Raw genomic sequence first — 17,892 nt, 5'->3', positions numbered from 1 at the left:
TCGCTCATCCGTGCCGGAGGGTCAGGACGTCGTACGGCGCGTCGTGTGCGACGTCGACGCGGGTGCCGAGGCGGGAGCTCACCCGGTCGAGGGTGCTGCCGAGCCAATCCGCGTCCCGGCGCGTGGCATGGCACAGCCGCATCCGCCGCGACTGGAGGGGCACCATGCGCAACTCGACCAGGCGTCCGGTGCCGGCCGCCACGCGGACCAGGTGGAGCAGCCGCAGATCGTCCCGGTACCGCTCGTAGCCGGTGATGCCCTCGTAGTCGTCGATGAGGTCGCCGCAGCCGTAGAGGATCAGCTTGCCGCGGTACACCTCGGCGGGACGGGGGTGGTGGGAGGAGTGGCCGTGGACGAGGTCGAGCCCGCCGTCGATCAGTGTGTGGGCGAAGCTGATCTGGTCCGGGGGGATCTCGTAGCCCCAGTTGCCGCCCCAGTGGATCGAGGCGACCGCGATATCGCCGGGCCGCTTGATCCCGCACACCCGGGCCGCGATCGCGGCGGCGCCGGCGTCCGTCAGCTCGGGCACGAAGTCGACCCCGGGGCGGTCGTCGGTGGCGGCCCAGCGGTAGGGGATACCGCTGGAGGGGGTGCCGAAAGCGAAGACCAGGATCCGGCGGTTCTCCCCGACCGGCACGACGGCGGGGCGCCGGGCGGCGGTGATGTTCCGTCCGGCTCCGGCCACCCGGAGCCCGGCCCCGGCGAGCGCGTCGAGGGTGTCCTCGAGGCCGTGCGGGCCGCTGTCGAGGACATGGTTGTTGGCCAGTACGCATACATCGGGCCGGGCCGCGGCCAAGCAGGGAAGGTTGGCCGGGTTCATGCGGTAGTGGAGCTCCTTGTCGGGGGCGTCCTCGCCGCCGGCCGTGACGCTGGTCTCCAGATTCAGCACCCGGGCGTCGGGCGCGGCCTCATCCAGTACCGCCAGCGCGTCGCCCCACGGCCAGGTGAAGCCGACCGGTCGCGGAATCGGGCCGTTCCGCTCCTCGGCCAGCCCGACATAGGCGCGGGAGTCACGGATGTACGGCTCCCGCAGCTCCGGGTCACCGGGGTGCGGCAGGATCTGGTCGACGCCGCGGGCGAGCATCACATCGCCGCAGAGGAAGAGCGTCAAGGCGTCGCCGTCCATGGTTTCAACGTACTGCCTCGGCCACCGGGACGCCTGCCGCCCGCCGACGGCCTTCGCGGGGCGCGGACAAGCGGCAAGGACAAGCGGCCAAGCATGACCGCTCTCGCGGCGCAAATGACCAAGGTTTACTGAGCCTTTCCCGCCGATTCTCCTCCCGGCCGTTGTGCCGGGCGGCCAGACCGGAACAGACTGCCCCGGTTGCTTGCCCCGCTTCGAACACCACAGGAGACCGGACCGATATGACCTCCATCGACCGTCGCAGATTCATGCAACTGGCCGGTACCAGCACGGCCCTGTCCCTGCTGTCCACCAGCATCGCCCGTGCCGCCTCGATTCCGGCGAACCGTCGTACCGGCAGCCTGCGGGACATTGAGCACATCGTGGTGCTTATGCAGGAGAATCGTTCCTTCGATCACTACTTCGGAACTCTGAGCGGGGTGCGCGGGTTCGGCGATCCGCATCCGGTGCGGCTGCCCAGCGGCAAGCCGGTCTGGCACCAGTCCGACGGCAGCAAGGAGATCCAGCCGTTCCGGCCCGAGGTGGACGACCTGGGGCTCGAGTTCCTCGAGGAACTCCCGCACGGCTGGAAGGACGGCCACGTCGCCTACAACAACGGCGCCTACGACAAGTGGGTGCCCGCGAAGTCCGCCACCACCATGGCGTACCTCACCCGTGAGGACATTCCGTTCCACTATGCGCTGGCCGACGCGTTCACCATCTGCGACGCGTACCACTGCTCGTTCATCGGCGCCACCGACCCCAACCGCTACTACATGTACACCGGTTACACCGGCAACGACGGCAAGGGCGGCGGTCCGGTCCTGGACAACGCCGAGCTCGGCTACGGCTGGACCACCTACCCCGAGCGGCTGGAGAAGGCCGGGGTCTCCTGGAAGGTCTACCAGGACATCGGCGACGGACTGGACGCCGAGCACAACTGGGGCTGGATCGACGACGCCTACCGGGGCAACTACGGCGACAACTCGCTGCTGTTCTTCAACCAGTACCGCAACGCCAAGCCCGGCGACCCGCTCTACGACAAGGCCCGCACCGGCACCAACGCCAAGAACGGCGACGGCTTCTTCGACATCCTGCGCGCGGACGTGCGGGACGGGAAGCTGCCCCAGATCTCCTGGATCGCGGCGCCCGAAGCCTTCACCGAGCACCCCAACTGGCCCGCCAACTACGGCGCCTGGTACGTCGCCCAGGTGCTGGACGCGCTGACCTCCAACCCCGAGGTCTGGAGCAAGACCGCGCTGCTGATCACCTACGACGAGAACGACGGCTACTTCGACCACGTGATGCCGGCGTACGCGCCCGCCAAGGACCGCGGCGCCTCGACCGTGGACACCACCGAAGAGCTCTACCCGGGCTCCGCGTCCTTCCCCGCGGGCCCCTACGGCCTGGGCCCGCGGGTGCCGATGCTGGTGGTGTCGCCGTGGAGCACTGGAGGCTATGTGTGCTCCCAGACGCTGGACCACACCTCGATCATCCGCCTCATGGAGGAGCGCTTCGGTGTCGAGGAGCCGAACATCTCGCCGTGGCGGCGCGCGGTGTCCGGGGACCTGACGGCGGCGTTCGACTTCTCGCGCACGGACACCAAGGTCCCGTCCCTGCCGGACACCGACGGCTATCTGCCGCCGGACAACGAGCGGCACCCGGACTATGTGCCCACGCCCCCGGCCCAGGGCTCCCTGCCCCGTCAGGAGTCCGGTCTGCGGCGCTCCCGGCCGCTGCCGTACGACCTGTCCGCCAACGCCACCGTGGCGGACGGCAGCCTGCGGCTGGACTTCGCCAACCGCGGCAAGGCAGGCGCGCACTTCCACGTCACCTCCGCGAGCCACCCCGACGGGCCGTGGGGCTACACCGTCGAGGCGGGCAAGCAACTGTCCGGCACCTGGCGGGCCGTCGCGGACAAGGACACCTACGACGTCGAGGTGCACGGGCCGGGCGGCTTCGTTCGCCACTTCACCGGCCGCATCACCGGCCGCGGTCCGGAGGTGACCGCCCGTCACGACCGGGCGACCGGTGATGTCGAGCTGACCCTGACCAACCAGGGCGACAAGACCGTGCGGCTGACCGTCACCGACGGCTACCGCCACCAGAAGACGGCCGAGTACCGGCTCCGGCCGGGTGGCCGGGCCGTGCACACCGTGGACACCGGGTCCAGCCACCAGTGGTACGACGTGTCGGTGGCCTCCGACGCGGACAGCGGCTATCTGCGACGGCTGTCCGGCCACGTCGAGACGGGGCGGGCGGGAACCAGCGACCCCGCGCTGTCCGCGGGCTGACCTCCGCACCCGGCGCACTTCCGCGCGCGTCCGCCCGGCGGCTTCCGCCGGGCGGACTCGTGTGCGTACACCGGTAGTTCATTCACAACTGAAACACGACGTGTCGTCGCGCTCCCCGGTACGACCCCTGGCCTGAACGTGATACGGAGGTAAAGGAAGCAGGCGGTGGACACACGGGGGCGCTGTGCTACGCATTCATTTCACCGGTCAGGATCTGGGACTCACCCGCGTGGCCGCGGGACCGGTCGCGATGTGGGAGACCATGCTGAGTCTGCACAGTCTCCGGCAGCAGAACGGGGGGCTGGTCCCCGCGCAGTGGCGGCGGTCGGTCGGCCCCAAACTGCCCCGCTCAACCGGGCTGTTGACCGCTCTGGTGCCCTCAAAGGGCTATTTTCCGGACTTTCTCACCCCGGCGACCCCGCTGTACGACGCGGACGAAGGTCTCGACGCGGTGCTGAGCACTCCGCGGGCCCGGCTGCGGCGCGATCTCACGCTGCTCGCCGGAGGGCAACGGCTGCCCCCGTGGACACGTTCGCTGGCCGAGGGCGACGGCGATGCGCTGGCGCTGCTCGGACGCGCCATCGAGGCGTACCACGAGGCCGCCATCGCCCCGTACTGGGAGCGCATCCGGGCCCAGGTCGACCATGAGCGGTTACGGGTGTCCACACCGATGCTCAGCGGTGGCACCGAGGCGCTGCTGTCCGCGCTGCCGCCGTGTCTGCGCTGGCGGCGGCCGGTGCTGGAGGCGGACTACCCCGTCGACCGCGATCTGCGGCTCGGTGGCCGCGGACTGCTGCTCATCCCCTCGTTCTTCTGCCGGCGCACCAGCATCACCCTGCTGCACCAGGACCGGACACCGGTGCTGGTGTATCCCGTACAGCACCGACTGCTCGACGAGGGCCCCGCGGCCCAGGGCCGCCCCTCGCTGGCCAAGCTGCTGGGGCCGACCCGGGCCGCCGTGCTGGAGGCGGCCGAGGGGAGTTGTACGACCGGTGAACTCGCCCGGCGTGTGGGCATCCTCGTCTCCTCGGCCAGCCAGCACGCCACGGTGCTGCGCAACGCCGGACTGCTCACCAGCAAGCGGGTGGGTAATACAGTGGTGCACTCGCGCACTCCGCTCGGAAGCCAGCTGCTGTACCGCGGGACCGTGCCGCCGACACTGACCGAACCGGGGCGGTGAGCGAATGGCACGGGCGGGCCCGCACCACCGCGCTCACCCTGGCGCGGTACATTTGACCTCGAACGATGGAACCGCCGGTTCGCCGTCGCGTCAGCGTTCGCAGCCGATGTGAGGAGTCCGCCCGTGTCCGGCCACCGATCCATTACCGACACCGAGAAGCTGGTCGCGGCCAAGCTCGGCGGCATTCCGATCCGCCGTGAGCAGATGGCCATGGTGTCCAACATCTACCGGGCCGCGTCGGCGGTGCGACAGCATCTGGAGAACTCGGTGCTGCGCGGCTGCGATCTGACCTGGACGGCCTTCGTCGTGCTCTGGGTGGTGTGGATCTGGGGCGAGTCGGAGACCCGCAACGTGGCGGAGGAGGCGGGCATCTCCAAGGGCACGCTCACCGGAGTCGCCCGCACGCTGGAGTCCCGCGGTCTGATCCGGCGCTCCGGCCACCCCAGCGACGGCAGGCTGGTGCTGCTGAGCCTCACCGAGGAGGGTGAGGCGCTGATGCGACGCATCTTCCCGGAGTTCAACGAGGAGGAGGCGTTCGTCGCCGGGCAGTTGTCCGACGAGGAGTGTCTGCGCACCGCGGAGGCGCTGCGCCAGGTGGTGCTCCAGGTCGAAACGCACGGCGAGGAGCGCAGGCTCGCCCTTCTGGACGGCGCCGAACCGGCGCCGCGCCGCAGCGGACGCCGTCCGAAGGCGTAGTCCCGGTCCGGGCGTGGCTCAGCGGCGCTCGCGGGCGGCGCGCACCAGCGCGTCGAACAACCCCTGCTGGGCGGGGTCCCGGTGGGCGGTGTTCTCGGGATGCCACTGGCCGGCGGTGAACCAACCGCGTGCGGCGGGCAGTTCGCGCGCCTCCACGGTGCCGTCGGCCGCCGTGGCGGTGATCTGGAGCCCGACCGCGGCAGAGGCGAGCAGCGGCACTCCGGTGTCCAGTGCCCGGCGGGCCAACTCCAGGTCGAAGCCGTCCTGCTCGGCGTCCACATCGTAAATGCTGGTGTGGGGCGGACCGCCGCCGTAGCGGCGGGGGTCCAGATCGCCGCCCCCGGGCAGCAGCACCCCGTCGAACCGTTCGAGACAGGCAGCCACCTCGGCGGGGTCGGCGGTGCCGCCGGGCGCGCGGGGGTGGATGGTGGCGGGTTCGCCCCCGGCCCGCCAGACCGCCTCGACGAGGGCGCGGGCGTTCACCTCGCCCGCGAAGCGCAGGGCCGAGGTGGTGGCCGAGAAGCGGGCCGGAACGGCGATCAGCGGGCGCGGGCCGGTCAACAGCTCAGCCACGCCGTGGCGGGCGGATGCCGCGGTACTCCCAGTCGCCGCCGAGGGCGGTGGACAGCACCTCCTCCGACTCCGTGGGCTGGGCTCCGACGTCGGTACGGATCGGGGTGGGCCCGGCCACGATGTGGTTGCTGAGCCTGCCGAGTCCCGCCACCTCGACCTCGACCACATCGCCTGGCCGCACCGGGCGGGAGCCGGCCGGGGTGCCCGAGAGCAGCACATCGCCGGGGTGAAGGGTGATGGTGCGGGCGATGTCGGCCACGAGGTAGTGCATGTCCCACGCCATCTCGTCGGTCGAACCGTCCTGCACCACACGCCCGTTGACATAGGTGCGCAGATACTTGCCGCGGAAGTCCCAGTCGGTGACCAGCCCCGGACCGAGCGGGCAGAGGGTGTCCGAGCCCTTGACCCGCAGCATGGATCCGGCGTCGGTGTCCCGGAAGTCGTGCAGCCCGTAGTCGTTGGCCACGGTGTATCCGGCGATATACCCGCCCGCCTCGTCCGGGGACACATTGCGGCAGGTCCGGCCGATGACGATGGCCACCTCACCCTCGTAGTTGAGCCACTTGCAGCCCTCGGGACGGACCACGGCGCCCCGGTGGGCGTTGAGCGCCGAGGTGGGTTTGTGGAAGTAGGTGGGGGCAGCGGCCGGCGCGGTCCGGAACTCCTCCACGCGGCTGCGGTGGTTGAGGTGGACGGCGATCACCTTGGTGGGCACCACAGGCGGCAGATGGTGTGCCTCCTCGGCCTTGACCCGCCGGCCGTCCCCGGCGACCAGCTCCTCGCCGTCGCGAACGGCCTTGACGGCCGCACCGTCGAGGAGGATACGGCGGTACTCAGGCATGGGCGGACTCCTGTGTCAGGGTGTGGGGCGCCATCCAGCCGGCGGCGGGCCGGTCGAACCAGAGATGAGCCTGGCCGGTGCCGACGGAGTTCTCGTAGCTGCCGTACTGACGGGCGGTGGCGGTGCACTCCACCCCGCCGAGAGCTCCGGCCATCATCAGGTAGTGGGAGAAGCGGGCCTCGGGCTTGTGGGCCAGGAACTCCGGCATGGTGCGCAGCACTTCGTCGTGACGGCCCTCCGTGAACCACGCGATGCGCTGCTCGTCGGCGGCGCGGGCCTCGGGGGTGAAGATGTGCGCGGGGTCGCTGGACTCGTGGTCGCGCAGTTCACGCAGCGGCCAGAAGGTGTGCGAGAGCGCGCCGGAGGCGATGAGCAGGACCCGGCGGCCGGGAGTGGCGGCGATGCCGTCGGCCAGGGCCCGGCCGAGCCGCAGATGGTCTTCCATGTCGCCGGTCTGGCAGACGCCGATGGACACCCAGCGTTTGCCGGGGAGGCCCGCGCCCAGGAACGTCCACAGATTGATGGTGGCGTAGTGGAGCGGCAGATACGGGTCGTCGATGGCGGTGATCCAGGTGCCGTGCTTCCCGGCGAACCGGGCCACGTTGTGGGCGAGTTCGGGGTCGCCGGGGAAGTCGTAGGGCATCCGGCACATCCCGCGCGGCAGTTCCTCGGAGGTGAACAGGCCCGCGCGGCGCGGCTGGGCGGTGACCACGAACTCCACGGTGGTGGCCCAGTGGGAGTCGAGGACCACCACGGTGTCGTAGATGTCGCGCTCGAACACCTCGCGGCGGAGCCGTTCGAGCCCCGTGACAAGGGTGATCTCACGGCCCTCGTTCAGCCGCAGCCGGTCCTCCTTCGGGAGCACGATGGTCGGCACATGGGCGAGCAGCCCCGCCCCGGCGATCTCACCCATGGCTCTGCCATCCCCTCGGGGCCGTGACGGTGTTCTTCAGGTCGCAGTAGAAGTCGAAGCTCCAGGTGCCGCCCTCGCGTCCGATACCGGAACTGCGGGAGCCGCCGAAGGGGGCCTGGAGGTCGCGGACGAAGAAGCAGTTGACCCAGACGGTGCCCGCGACGAGCCGGTCGGCCACCCGATCGGCGCGTTCGCGGTCGCCGGTGGCGAGGGTGGCGGCGAGGCCGAACCGGGTGTCGTTGGCGAGGGTGACGGCTTCGTCCTCGGTGTCGAAGGTCTGGAGGGTGAGCACCGGCCCGAACACCTCCTCCTGGACGATCTCGGAGTCCTGGGCGACATCGGTGAGCAGGGTCGGCCGGTAGTGGAGACCGCCGAGTCCGGTGTGGGGTCCGCCGCCGACGATCGCGCGCGCTCCCGCGTCCAGGGCGCGGCGCACAAAGCCGTCGATCTTCTCCAGCTGGCGGGCGTGGATGACGGGGCCGATGTCGGTGGCCTCGTCGCGCGGATCGCCCTGGACCAGCGCGGCGGCCTTCGCGGTGAAGCGCCGGGTGAACTCCTCGGCCACGGAGGACTCGACGAGCAGCCGGGTGGCGGCCAGACACACCTGCCCGGCGTTGTCGTACTGCTCCACCGCCAGGTCCACGGCCAGGTCGAGATCGGCGTCGGCGAACACCAGCAGCGGCGACTTGCCGCCGAGCTCCAGGCTGAGCGGGGTGAGATGGTCGGCGGCGGCCCGGGCGATCCGCCCGGCGGTGGGCACCGAGCCGGTGAAGCTGATGCGGCGCACCCCGGGGTGGGAGACCAGGGCGCCGCCCGCCTCGGCGCCGTAGCCCTGGAGGACGTTGAACACCCCGGGCGGCAGACCGGCCTCGGCGGCGATATCGGCGAGCAGGGATGCGGTCAGCGGGGACCACTCGGCGGGTTTGAGGACCACGGTGTTCCCGGCGGCGAGGGCCGGGGCGACCTTCCAGGTGGCCAGCATCAGCGGCGCGTTCCACGGGGCGATGAGGGCGCAGGGTCCGGCCGGGTCCCAGGTGATGTGGTTGGTGTGGCCGCGGGTGGTGAAGTCCTCGTGTTCCCGGTCCAGTGTGAGCAGCCAGTCGGCGAAGAAGCGGAAGTTGTGGGCGACACGCGGCATCACACCGCGGCGGTGGGAGCGCAGCAGCGCGCCGTTGTCGGCGGTTTCCACGGCCGCGAGGTCCTCGAGCCGCTTCTCGACACCGTCGGCGATGGCGTGCAGCACCCGGGCCCGCTCGGCGTGCGGGGTCGCGGCCCAGGCAGGGAAGGCGTCGCGGGCGGCGGCCACGGCGGCCTCCGCCTCGGTGGCACCGCCGCGGGAGATCTCGGCGAGGGGAGTGCCGTCGATTGGTGAGACATCAGTGAAGGTGTCCGGGGAGGCGACGCGCCGGCCGCCGATCCAGTGCCGGGTGTCGACGGGGATTCCGGCGACGGTGATCCGGTGGGTCATCCTGCGCTCCGTGTGACGAGGGGTGGGATCGGGCGGCCCGGGGCGGGGTACGGCGGGGTGGTGGCCCGCGCTCAGCGGACTCGCTGAAGTCCGGTGCGGCTGGGTTGCGCCCCGAAGGGGCGCGGGGCTGTGTCGATGTGCGGCTCCGCCGCGTGGGCGCGACCAGCCACGAGGCAGCCGCGGACGAACGACGGCTCCTCGCGGCATTTCCGGCGGAGCGCTTAGGCACCCGAGGTGCCGGACTCCAGCAGTCGGCCGCCGTCCCAGACGACGCCGACCCGCCGGTAGTACGCGGCGATCGGTTCGCGGATCTCCAGCCGTGCCAACTCCTCGGTGGGCGCCTCGAAGAGCTCCAGTTCGGCGTCGCCCCGCCATGCCTGCCCGGCCTCGAACTCGGCCGCGCCGGAGGCGATCAGCTCGTCCAGGGCCAGTCCCTTGCCCTTCTCGATGGAGGGGAGCCAGCGGTGGTGGGCCATGGGGTGGCCGTTGACAAAGCCCCCGGTCTCCGAGGGTTCGCGCAGGGTCAGCACCGCCTGGGCCAGCCGGCGGTCCGCGGCGGCCAGGGTGGCGCCGAAGCGGGCGCCGGGGGCGATCCTGGGTGCCGGGCCGTAGGGGTGGGGACGGGTGAGGTGCACCGAGCCCATTTTCTTGGGGTAGCCCTGGTGCAGTCCGCGGGCGATGGCGAAGTCCTTGTCGACCCAGATGTAGACGCAGCGCGAGTAGGTCTGTCCGCGGTAGGCGCAACGGACCACCGCGAACACCTCCTTGTACTGGGCGCGCACCGGGTCCAGCAGCTCTTCCTTCGTGGCGGAGCACGACTGCCAGTCGGCCCAGATCAACGCGACCGCGCCGGGGTCCTCCTCGGCGAGCTCCAGTGGTCCGGGCAGCAGTTCCCGGACCCGCGCGGGGTCGGTGCGGTACTCGACGGTCAGCAGATCGCCGGAGTAGTACCAGGGCGGGGAGGGGATGAGGGACGACGCGCCGGTCGCCGTCTTGGGGTGGAAGTAGCCGCGGAGGCCGGACATGGTCTCGCTCCTCAGACAGTGGCGGGAGTGGGGTGGCGCCCCCTTTCATTCGTTTGACTTCAAACAAGATAGGCAGCCGTGGAACCCTGGTCAATGCCTGTCCAGATGGATAAATATGTGGCCCAATCCCCTTGCGGGGTGAGACCTCCGTCCATAACGTTTGGTGTCAAATGAATGCTGAGGCATCCGAACCGCCCAAGGAGGCATCGGTGACCGCCCATGACCCCGCGCACGTGCGCCACCACATGGACCGGCTCGCCGCCGAGGGCATCGATGTGGTCCGGGTGTCCTTCCCCGATCTCATCGGGATCGACCGGTCCCGCGATGTCCTGCTGGAACACCTGCCCACCGCCTGTGCACACGGTCTGGCCTTCTGCCGCGCCGTCTACCACACCAGCCCGCAGGGAGATACGGTCCCGGTCTCGGGCGGACTCGACGCGGGGCTGCCCGATGTGGTCGTCACCCCCGATCTGGACACCCTGGTCACCCTGCCCTGGGAGCCCGGGGTCGCCTGGTGTCTCGGTGACACCACCGATCCCGCCACCGGCGCCCCGGCTCCCGAGTCACCGCGCGATCTGCTCCGCTCCGTCCTCGCCAACTGCGCGGACGCCGGGCTGCATCCGGTCGTCGGCCCCGAGCTGGAGTACTTCCTGCTGGAGCCGGACCCGGCCGCTCCCTCGGGCTGGCGCCGCCACTCGGAGGTCCCCGGCGCCGTGTACACCGCAGGACTGTGCGCCGACCCGGGCAACCATCTGCTGCGCACCCTGCGGCTGCTGCGCGACCTCAACATCGGTGTGGTCTCCGGCAACCACGAATTCGACGGTGGTCAGTACGAGATCAATCTGACCCACTCCGCCGGACTGAATGCCGCCGACCGCGCCTTCCGCTTCAAGGCCGCCATCAAGGAACTGGCCCGCAAGGAAGGCATGTTGGCCACCTTCATGGCCAAGCCGCGCAATGACGCGGGCGGCTCGGGCTTCCATCTCCATCTGTCCTGCGACACCCCCGAGGGCCGCAACGCCTTTGCGGACCCCGCGGCTCCGTTCGGTCTCTCCGACACCGCGCGCCACGCCATCACGGGCATCCTCGCCCACGCCCCGGCGCTGGCCGCGCTGCACAACCCGACCGTCAACTCCTACAAGCGCTTCGGCCCCGACACCCTCGCCCCCTGGCTCATCGACTGGGGCCTGGACAACCGCAGCGCCATGGTCCGTATACCGCCCGAGCGCGGTGCGGGCACCCGCCTCGAACTCCGCCTCGGCGACGCCGGCGCCAATCCCTACCTCGCCATCGCGTCCGTGTGCGCCGCCGCGCTGCTCGGTGTCCAGAACGCTACGGAGCCACCCGCCCCGCTCGAGGGCTACGGCTACGACCCCGAGAAGTCCCAGATCCTGCCGCGGACCCTGGGAGCCGCGCTGGACGCCCTGGAGGCCGACGAGGCGCTGACCGGTGTCCTCGGCAAGGACTTCACCGCGTCCTTCCTCGCCTACAAACGCAATGAGGTCCAGCGCTTCGAACGCCACGTCACCGACTGGGAGTTCGCCGAGTACGCCTACCACCTCTGACAGCCGCGACGAGCCGGACGCGTTCGCCCCCGCCCGCGAAGGAGTCAGTGTGACCTCCCCCGCCACCGCCCCCACCGGGGTGCCCGAACCCCTCCCCCTCGACGAGGTGGACCTGACCGACCTCGACAAGTTCCGCGACGCGGCCACTCCCTGGCGGATGTTCCACACCCTGCGCCACCAGGACCCCGTCCACTGGCAGCCCGAGGCCGCGCCCCAGCACGGGTTCTGGGCCGTGACCCGGCACGAGGACATCGTCCGGGTGGGCCGCGACCCCGAGACGTTCACCTCCACCATGTTCGTCAACCTCGAGGAGGTGGACGAGGACCAGATCGCCCGCCGCGCCTCCCTCCTCGAACTGGACGGACTGCGCCACCAGGCGCTGCGCCGGCTGCTCCAGCGCGAGTTCGGCGCCGGGGTCATCACCACCTACACCGATTTCCTGCGCGGACTCACCGCGAAGACCCTCGACACGGCGCTCGCCAAGGGACGCTTCGACTTCGTCCATGAGGTGTCCGCGGACTTCCCCATCCATGTGCTCGCCCGCCTCCTCGACGTCCCGGAAGACGACACCCAGCAGCTCATCGACTGGGGCAACCGCATCATCGGCAACACCGACCCCGACTACGCCGATGTGCTGTTCGACAGCGCGGAGAGCGAGAACTACCGCGATCTGCCGTTCCGCTCCCCCGCCTCCCTCGAAGTGTTCGCCTACGGCCGGAAGCTGGCCCGCAGGCGACGCGGCGGCGACGGCACCGACCTGGTGTCCCGGCTGGTCAATGAGACCCCGCGGGACGGAGTCCCGCTCTCCGAGCAGGACTTCGACAACTACTTCCTGCTGCTGGTGGTCGCGGGCAACGAGACCACCCGCCACGCCATCTCCCACGCCATGCTCGCGCTGATCCAGAACCCCGATCAGCTCGAACTGCTGCGCCGCGACCCGTCGCTGATCCCCGGCGCCGTCGAGGAGTTCCTGCGCTGGTCGTCTCCTGTCCACCACTTCCGCCGCACCGCGACCCGCGATGTGGAGCTGGGCGGCAAGCACATCAGGGAGGGGGACAAGGTCGTGATGTGGTACGCCTCGGGCAACCGGGACGAGGCCGTCTTCCTCGACCCGTACCGCTTCGACGTGACCCGGCGGTCCAACAGCCATGTCACGTTCGGCAAGGGCAGCCCCCATATGTGCCTGGGCAATCTGCTGGCCCGCACCGAGATGCGCATCATGTTCGAGGAGCTGATCCCGCGCATCGCCGACATCCGGCTGACCGGTGAGGTGCCCCGGGTGCGCTCCAACTTCGTCAACGGCATCAAGTGTCTGCCGGTCGAGGTGGTCGTTCCGCCGCGCCGACGGTCCGGAGGTCTGGTCGGTCCGCTTCGAGGGCGATGACATCCGGCTCACCGAACACACCGGGCCCGCCGCCCCGGACGAACCGTGCGATGTCGAGCTGACCGCCACGGCCTCGGATCTGATGCTCTTTCGCTGGCAGCGCCTCCCCGCGGACCGCCTCGCCTCGGTGACCGGGAACCGTGCGGTGCTCGACCGGTATTTCACCCTCGTGCCACCGGTCTGAGCCCACGGGTCCGCCTCCCCGGGGTGCAACGATGGTTCGCGGGCCGAGCGGGCGAGCGACCGATCGCCCGACGAGCGACGAGGGAGCCCCGTATGAGAAGCGCAGATCTGCTGGCCGACGCCTTCGACCGGGTGTCCGAGGCCGTGCACATGGCCGTGGACGGCCTCGGCGAGGACGAGCTGGCCGAACGGCTCGACGCCGGGGCCAATTCCATCGCCTGGCTGGTGTGGCATCTGACCCGCATTCAGGACGACCACGTCGCCGATGCCGCGGGCACCGAGCAGCTCTGGACGGCCGACGGCTGGTACGAGCGGTTCGGACTGCGGTTCCCACCGGCGGCCACCGGCTACGGCCACCGCGGCAAGGACGTGGCGGCGGTCCAGGCGGACGCCGAGCTGCTCACCGGGTACTACGACGCCGTCCACGAGAACACGCTCGCGTATGTGCGGGGGCTTCGGGACACCGACTTCGACCGCATCGTGGACGAGGCGTGGACCCCGGCGGTGACCCTCGGCGTCCGGCTGGTCAGCGTCATCGCGGACGATCTGCAACACGCCGGACAGGCGGCCTTCGTCCGCGGGGCGCTGCGGCGGCGTTAGGGCGCGCCGCTCGCGGTGTCCGCCAACGAGACGGTTTCCTCCGGCGAGACGGCGTACTGGGCGACCCCGTGGCCGAAGGACCAGTCGATCGACTCGTTCTCGGTGACCGTGATGAACACATTGCGCGGCTCGGTCCCCGCGTACTCCTCGGCCAGCTCCGCGATCCGCCGGTACAGCGCCCGCTTCCGCTCGGGCGGGCGCCCGCAGCGCATGGTGATGGCGATGAACACGATGCCGTCGTCGCGGCGCACACCCAGGTAGTCGTCGTAGCGCAGGGTGCCGCTGGTGCCGTCATGGCCGGTCAGGATCTGGAACCGGTCGTCGGGCGGAAAGCCGATCGTCTCCACGAGGGCGTCGTGTACGGCGCGGCCGAGCGCGTCCAGCCGCTCGCTGTCGGCCCTCAACGCGTCGATACGGACCAGGGGCATGGCGGGGTTCTCCTTCGTCGATCGCCGATCGCGGTCATCGCGATCGACTGTACATACTAGTAGGTACAACACGCGACTCAGTCAGGACCGATTGACATGCAGGCAATTGCCTGCATAACGTGAGACGTGAGCTCAGAGACGGACAAGGTCTTCAAGGCGCTGGCCGACCAGACCCGGCGCTTTCTGCTGGACCTGCTGCGCGAGCACAACGGACAGACGCTGGGCGAGCTGTGCCGCCGTCTGGAGATGACCCGTCAGTCCGCCACCCAGCACCTCGCCGTGCTCGAGGCCGCCCATCTCGTCACCACGGTCCGGCGGGGGCGCGAAAAACTCCACTACCTCAACCCCGTCCCCCTCCAGGAGGTCCAGGAGCGGTGGATCGCCACGTTCGAGCGCCCGCGGCTGCGCGCGCTGAGCGCGGTGAAACGACAAGCGGAGGAAGCCATGGCCGACAAGCCGACGTTCGTGTACGTCATCTACATCGAGTCCACACCGGAGAAGGTGTGGCGGGCGCTGACCGACGCCGATCTGACGGCCGAGTACTGGGGCCACAGCAATGTGTCCGCCGACTGGCGGGCCGGTTCCTCCTGGGAGCACCGGCGAACGGACGGTTCGGGCATCGCCGATGTGGTCGGCACCGTCGAAGAGAGCGTGCCGCCGACGCGGCTGGTGACCACCTGGGCCGCACCCGGTGAGGAACCCACCGCGGGGCCCTCGCGGGTCACCTTCGACATCCAGCCGCACAACGAGATCGTCCGGCTGACCGTGACCCACGAGAACCTGGCCGACGAAGCCGAGCGGGAAGCGGCGGCCAGTGGCTGGTCCGCGGTACTGTCCAATCTGAAGTCGCTGCTGGAGACGGGAAGTCCACTGCCGCAGCAGCCCTGGCTGATGACCCGCTGACCGGCCGCCGCGACACCGTCGGCGGTTGCGCGCGCACCGGAGTCGTCAGGGCGTGGTGGCCGGTGCCGTGGCGGGATTGGCCGCCGTGCCCTCGGTGCTCAGCAGTACGAGGGTGGATGCCGGCCCGAGCCCGAGCGCACCACGGCGGTCGGCGGCACCCTCACCGGTGAGAGCGGCGCGCACCCCGGCCAGTGAGGCGGCCCCGCAGGGCCCCGAGGAGACACCGAGGGCGGCGAGGTCACGGGAGGCGCGGGCGCTGTCGGCATCGGTGATGGCGACGGCGGCGTCCAGCCCGTCGCGCAGCACCGGCCAGGCGAGGCTGGAGGGCGTGCCGCAGTTCAGGCCCGCCATGGTGGTCTCGCCGGTTTCCACGGCGACCGGCTCCCCGCGCACCAGACTCGCCAGCACACATGCCGCGGCCACCGGCTCCACGGCCAGCAGGGCGGGAGCGGGTCCGGTGGGGCGGCTCCGGTAGTGGGTGACGGCGGCCTGGGCGAGCGAGCCCACCCCCACCGGGACGGCGAGCAGATCCGGCAACTCTCCTCCCACGCTGCGCAGTTGCTCATCGATCTCGTGGAACAGGGTGGCGTATCCCTCGACGATCCAGCCCGGGATCTCCTCGTAGCCGGGCCAGGCGAAGTCTTGGACCAGTACGGCCGGAGGGCGCTCCGCGGCCTCGGCCGCGCGCCGTACCGCCGCGTCGTACGGCCCGTCCACCCGGGTCACCCGCGCGCCCTCGGTCTCGATGGCGGCCACCGCGTCGGGGTGCACACCGCGGGGGACGAAGACATGGGCGGGCCGTCCGTTCAGCCGCGCCATCCGGGCCACGGCACGGCCGTGGTTGCCGTCGGTGGCGGTCACCAGTTGTACGGGAGCGTCCGGCGACCGCTCCGCCAGGATCCGGTGGACCGCCCAGGACGCGCCGAGCGCCTTGAACGCAGGCAGCCCGAGGCGGGACGACTCGTCCTTGACGAAGACGCGGCCGACGCCCAACTCTGCGGCGAGCGTGGGACATTCGGTCAGCGGAGTGGGCGCGTAGCCGGGCCGCGCGGTGTGGAAGCGGCGCACGCCGTCCGGGGCGGCCGCACACCGCCAGGTCCGGGCGGCGGGCCGGGCGAACCACCTGGCGGGAGACTGAGCGGGCGAAGACATCGGGTGCACCCCACTACCGTGCCGTCCGCCCCTGTCTCCGGTCCAGTGCATGGCCCCGGGGTGTCCTTCGCAGCCCATCCCCGGCTCGGCCATCAGCGTCGTCCGCTGCGCCGATCCGACGTGCGGCGCGACGAGGCGGTTCCAGTGTCCGCCACCTTCACCCCGAGCACATCGGCGAACATCGGGGCGAGTTCCAGCAACTGCGCGCCGGTGATCACTGACCCGCGCAGCGCGTCATGGCCGTCGGTGATCTCCAGCCGGGTGGCGTCCCGCAGATCGGCCCCGTCCATCCGCGCCCCGGCGAACCGGACGCCCTCCAGCGCCGAGCCCGGGAATTCCACCCGTGTCAGCGCGGCCCCGCTGAAGTCGACGTCCCGCAGCAGGCAGTCGGCGAAGGTGACCTCTCGCAGGGTGGCGGTGCGGAGGTTGACCGACTCGAACTTGCAGCGGTGGAAGGTGACCCGGTGCAACGTCGCGCCGAATGTCTCCAGACCGGCGAGCACACAGCCGATGAGCTCGGCGTCCAGCCAGTCCGTCTCCGCCAGGTCGGTGCCGACCCACCGCACTCCGTCCAGCCAGACGTCATTGAACCGGGCACCGCGCAAGTGCCCCGCGGTGAAGTTCACGGAGGAGAACGCGCACTCGAGGAACCGGGCGTTGCCACCCTCGGCCCCGTCGAAGTCGGCGCCGTCCAGATGGACGGTGTCGTAGTCGCCTCCGTCGGTGAGGGGCTCGTCGAACGCGCGCAGATGGCGTGCGTACGGCAGATCGGCGAGCTGGCGAGGGGACGGCATCGGAACTCTCTCCTCCGGACAGCGGGACACGGGGCTTCGCGTGTGTGCGGCTTCCATCATGGGGGCACGGGCCGCGCCACCGTGCGCGGTCCGGCCGGGTGCGGTGTCCTCCCCCGCCCCGGCGTTCCGGTTACGGATGGCCGCGGTGCGCCGCCCACTCCCGGTCCAGCACGGACATCATCACGGCGTCGATCCATGCGCCCTCGTACAGCAGCGCCTCGCGCTCCACCCCTTCGGCGACAAAGCCGACCTTCTCGTACGCGCGACGGGCGCGGGGGTTGAAGGCGAAGACGCCCAGCGAGATGCGGTGCAGCCCGAGCCGCTCGAAACCGTGGCCGACGATCAGCCGGGTGGCTTCGGTGCCAAGCCCCCGGTCACGCCCCCGCGGGCCGAGCAGCGTGCGGAACGCGCAGCTGCGGTTGGGCTCGTCCCATTCGTAGAGCACCACCTCGCCCACCAGCGTGCCGTTCGCCCGGTCGACGACCGCCAGATCCAACCGGTCCGGCTGCGTACCGCGGCTTCCGTACCACTCCCGCAGGCGCCGTTCCTCGAAGGCGGGGGCGGTCGGCTCACCGGTGAACCTGCGGACTTCCTCGTCCTCGAGGATGACGGCCATCTCCGGCGCATCCTCCTCGGTGAACGGGCGCAAGCGCACCTTCTCGCCGACGAGGACGGGTTTGGTGGCGAAGTCGGCCGTCGGGCCGGAGTGCGACGAGGTCATCCGTGGATGATGCGCGAGGGGCGGGCCGTTCGCCACGGGATTTCGCCGT

17 protein-coding genes are annotated in these 17,892 nt (G+C 70.8%); 7 read left to right on the top strand and 10 right to left on the bottom strand.

What is annotated here, in order from left to right:
* Positions 1-4: 4 nt before the first annotated feature.
* Positions 5-1,126, bottom strand: a complete 1,122-nt coding sequence (locus JK363_RS13055) for a CapA family protein (RefSeq protein ID WP_201874994.1) — start codon at positions 1,124-1,126, stop codon at positions 5-7.
* Positions 1,127-1,365: 239 nt separating this feature from the next.
* Here JK363_RS13055 and JK363_RS13050 point away from each other — a divergent pair, with 239 nt between their 5' ends.
* From JK363_RS13050 to JK363_RS13040, 3 genes are all read left to right on the top strand, one after another.
* Complete coding sequence (locus tag JK363_RS13050; RefSeq protein ID WP_201874993.1) at positions 1,366-3,417, top strand: phosphocholine-specific phospholipase C; 2,052 nt, start codon at positions 1,366-1,368, stop codon at positions 3,415-3,417.
* Between the two features lie 184 nt (positions 3,418-3,601).
* Entirely contained in the window at positions 3,602-4,597 is a 996-nt protein-coding gene (locus tag JK363_RS13045; RefSeq protein ID WP_307821709.1) for an ArsR/SmtB family transcription factor, read from the top strand.
* Positions 4,598-4,720: 123 nt separating this feature from the next.
* Entirely contained in the window at positions 4,721-5,293 is a 573-nt protein-coding gene (locus tag JK363_RS13040) for a MarR family winged helix-turn-helix transcriptional regulator (RefSeq protein ID WP_201874992.1), read from the top strand.
* Positions 5,294-5,311: 18 nt separating this feature from the next.
* On the opposite strand, the gene JK363_RS13035 is transcribed toward JK363_RS13040, so the two are convergent.
* From JK363_RS13035 to JK363_RS13015, 5 genes are all read right to left on the bottom strand, one after another.
* Entirely contained in the window at positions 5,312-5,857 is a 546-nt protein-coding gene (locus JK363_RS13035) for a gamma-glutamyl-gamma-aminobutyrate hydrolase family protein (RefSeq protein ID WP_201875069.1), read from the bottom strand.
* Position 5,858: 1 nt separating this feature from the next.
* A complete protein-coding gene (locus JK363_RS13030) occupies positions 5,859-6,707 on the bottom strand; it encodes a fumarylacetoacetate hydrolase family protein (protein WP_201874991.1) in 849 nt (282 codons plus the stop codon).
* Positions 6,700-7,620 carry a 3,4-dihydroxyphenylacetate 2,3-dioxygenase gene (locus tag JK363_RS13025; RefSeq protein ID WP_201874990.1) on the bottom strand — a complete coding sequence of 307 codons (921 nt, stop codon included), beginning with the start codon at positions 7,618-7,620 and terminating at the stop codon, positions 6,700-6,702. The genes JK363_RS13030 and JK363_RS13025 overlap by 8 nt, the downstream gene beginning before the upstream one ends.
* Positions 7,613-9,088, bottom strand: a complete 1,476-nt coding sequence (locus JK363_RS13020; RefSeq protein WP_201874989.1) for an aldehyde dehydrogenase — start codon at positions 9,086-9,088, stop codon at positions 7,613-7,615. The genes JK363_RS13025 and JK363_RS13020 overlap by 8 nt, the downstream gene beginning before the upstream one ends.
* A gap of 221 nt (positions 9,089-9,309) precedes the next feature.
* The gene (locus JK363_RS13015; RefSeq protein ID WP_201874988.1) at positions 9,310-10,113 is read right to left on the bottom strand and encodes an acetoacetate decarboxylase family protein; all 804 of its coding nucleotides are present in this window, start codon (positions 10,111-10,113) and stop codon (positions 9,310-9,312) included.
* A 245-nt stretch (positions 10,114-10,358) separates the two neighbouring features.
* On the opposite strand from JK363_RS13015, the gene JK363_RS13010 reads away from it, so the two are divergent.
* The 3 genes from JK363_RS13010 (at position 10,359) to JK363_RS12995 (ending at position 13,845) form a co-directional block, all read left to right on the top strand.
* Positions 10,359-11,678: a glutamine synthetase family protein gene (locus JK363_RS13010; RefSeq protein ID WP_215910893.1), complete on the top strand. Its 1,320-nt coding sequence runs from the start codon at positions 10,359-10,361 to the stop codon at positions 11,676-11,678.
* Positions 11,679-11,727: 49 nt separating this feature from the next.
* Positions 11,728-13,062, top strand: coding sequence for a cytochrome P450 (locus JK363_RS13005; protein ID WP_307821706.1), 1,335 nt, complete (start codon positions 11,728-11,730; stop codon positions 13,060-13,062).
* 276 nt (positions 13,063-13,338) lie between these two features.
* Positions 13,339-13,845: a mycothiol transferase gene (locus JK363_RS12995; RefSeq protein WP_201874984.1), complete on the top strand. Its 507-nt coding sequence runs from the start codon at positions 13,339-13,341 to the stop codon at positions 13,843-13,845.
* Here the strand turns inward: JK363_RS12995 and JK363_RS12990 are convergent.
* Positions 13,842-14,273, bottom strand: a complete 432-nt coding sequence (locus JK363_RS12990) for a tautomerase family protein (RefSeq protein ID WP_201874983.1) — start codon at positions 14,271-14,273, stop codon at positions 13,842-13,844. The genes JK363_RS12995 and JK363_RS12990 overlap by 4 nt on opposite strands.
* Before the next feature lie 126 nt (positions 14,274-14,399).
* Here JK363_RS12990 and JK363_RS12985 point away from each other — a divergent pair, with 126 nt between their 5' ends.
* On the top strand, positions 14,400-15,176 hold the full coding sequence (locus JK363_RS12985) for an ArsR/SmtB family transcription factor (RefSeq protein ID WP_201874982.1): 777 nt from the start codon (positions 14,400-14,402) through the stop codon (positions 15,174-15,176).
* Positions 15,177-15,221: 45 nt separating this feature from the next.
* On the opposite strand, the gene JK363_RS12980 is transcribed toward JK363_RS12985, so the two are convergent.
* From JK363_RS12980 to JK363_RS12970, 3 genes are all read right to left on the bottom strand, one after another.
* Positions 15,222-16,328, bottom strand: coding sequence for a diaminopropionate ammonia-lyase (locus tag JK363_RS12980; protein ID WP_201874981.1), 1,107 nt, complete (start codon positions 16,326-16,328; stop codon positions 15,222-15,224).
* Positions 16,329-16,420: 92 nt separating this feature from the next.
* The gene (locus tag JK363_RS12975) at positions 16,421-17,122 is read right to left on the bottom strand and encodes a pentapeptide repeat-containing protein (RefSeq protein WP_201874980.1); all 702 of its coding nucleotides are present in this window, start codon (positions 17,120-17,122) and stop codon (positions 16,421-16,423) included.
* 130 nt (positions 17,123-17,252) lie between these two features.
* Positions 17,253-17,843, bottom strand: a complete 591-nt coding sequence (locus tag JK363_RS12970; protein WP_201874979.1) for a GNAT family N-acetyltransferase — start codon at positions 17,841-17,843, stop codon at positions 17,253-17,255.
* Positions 17,844-17,892: the final 49 nt, after the last annotated feature.

This window comes from Streptomyces coffeae (assembly GCF_016741875.1).
Classification (GTDB): domain Bacteria; phylum Actinomycetota; class Actinomycetes; order Streptomycetales; family Streptomycetaceae; genus Streptomyces; species Streptomyces coffeae.
This window is presented reverse-complemented; position numbering and strand designations above follow the sequence as displayed.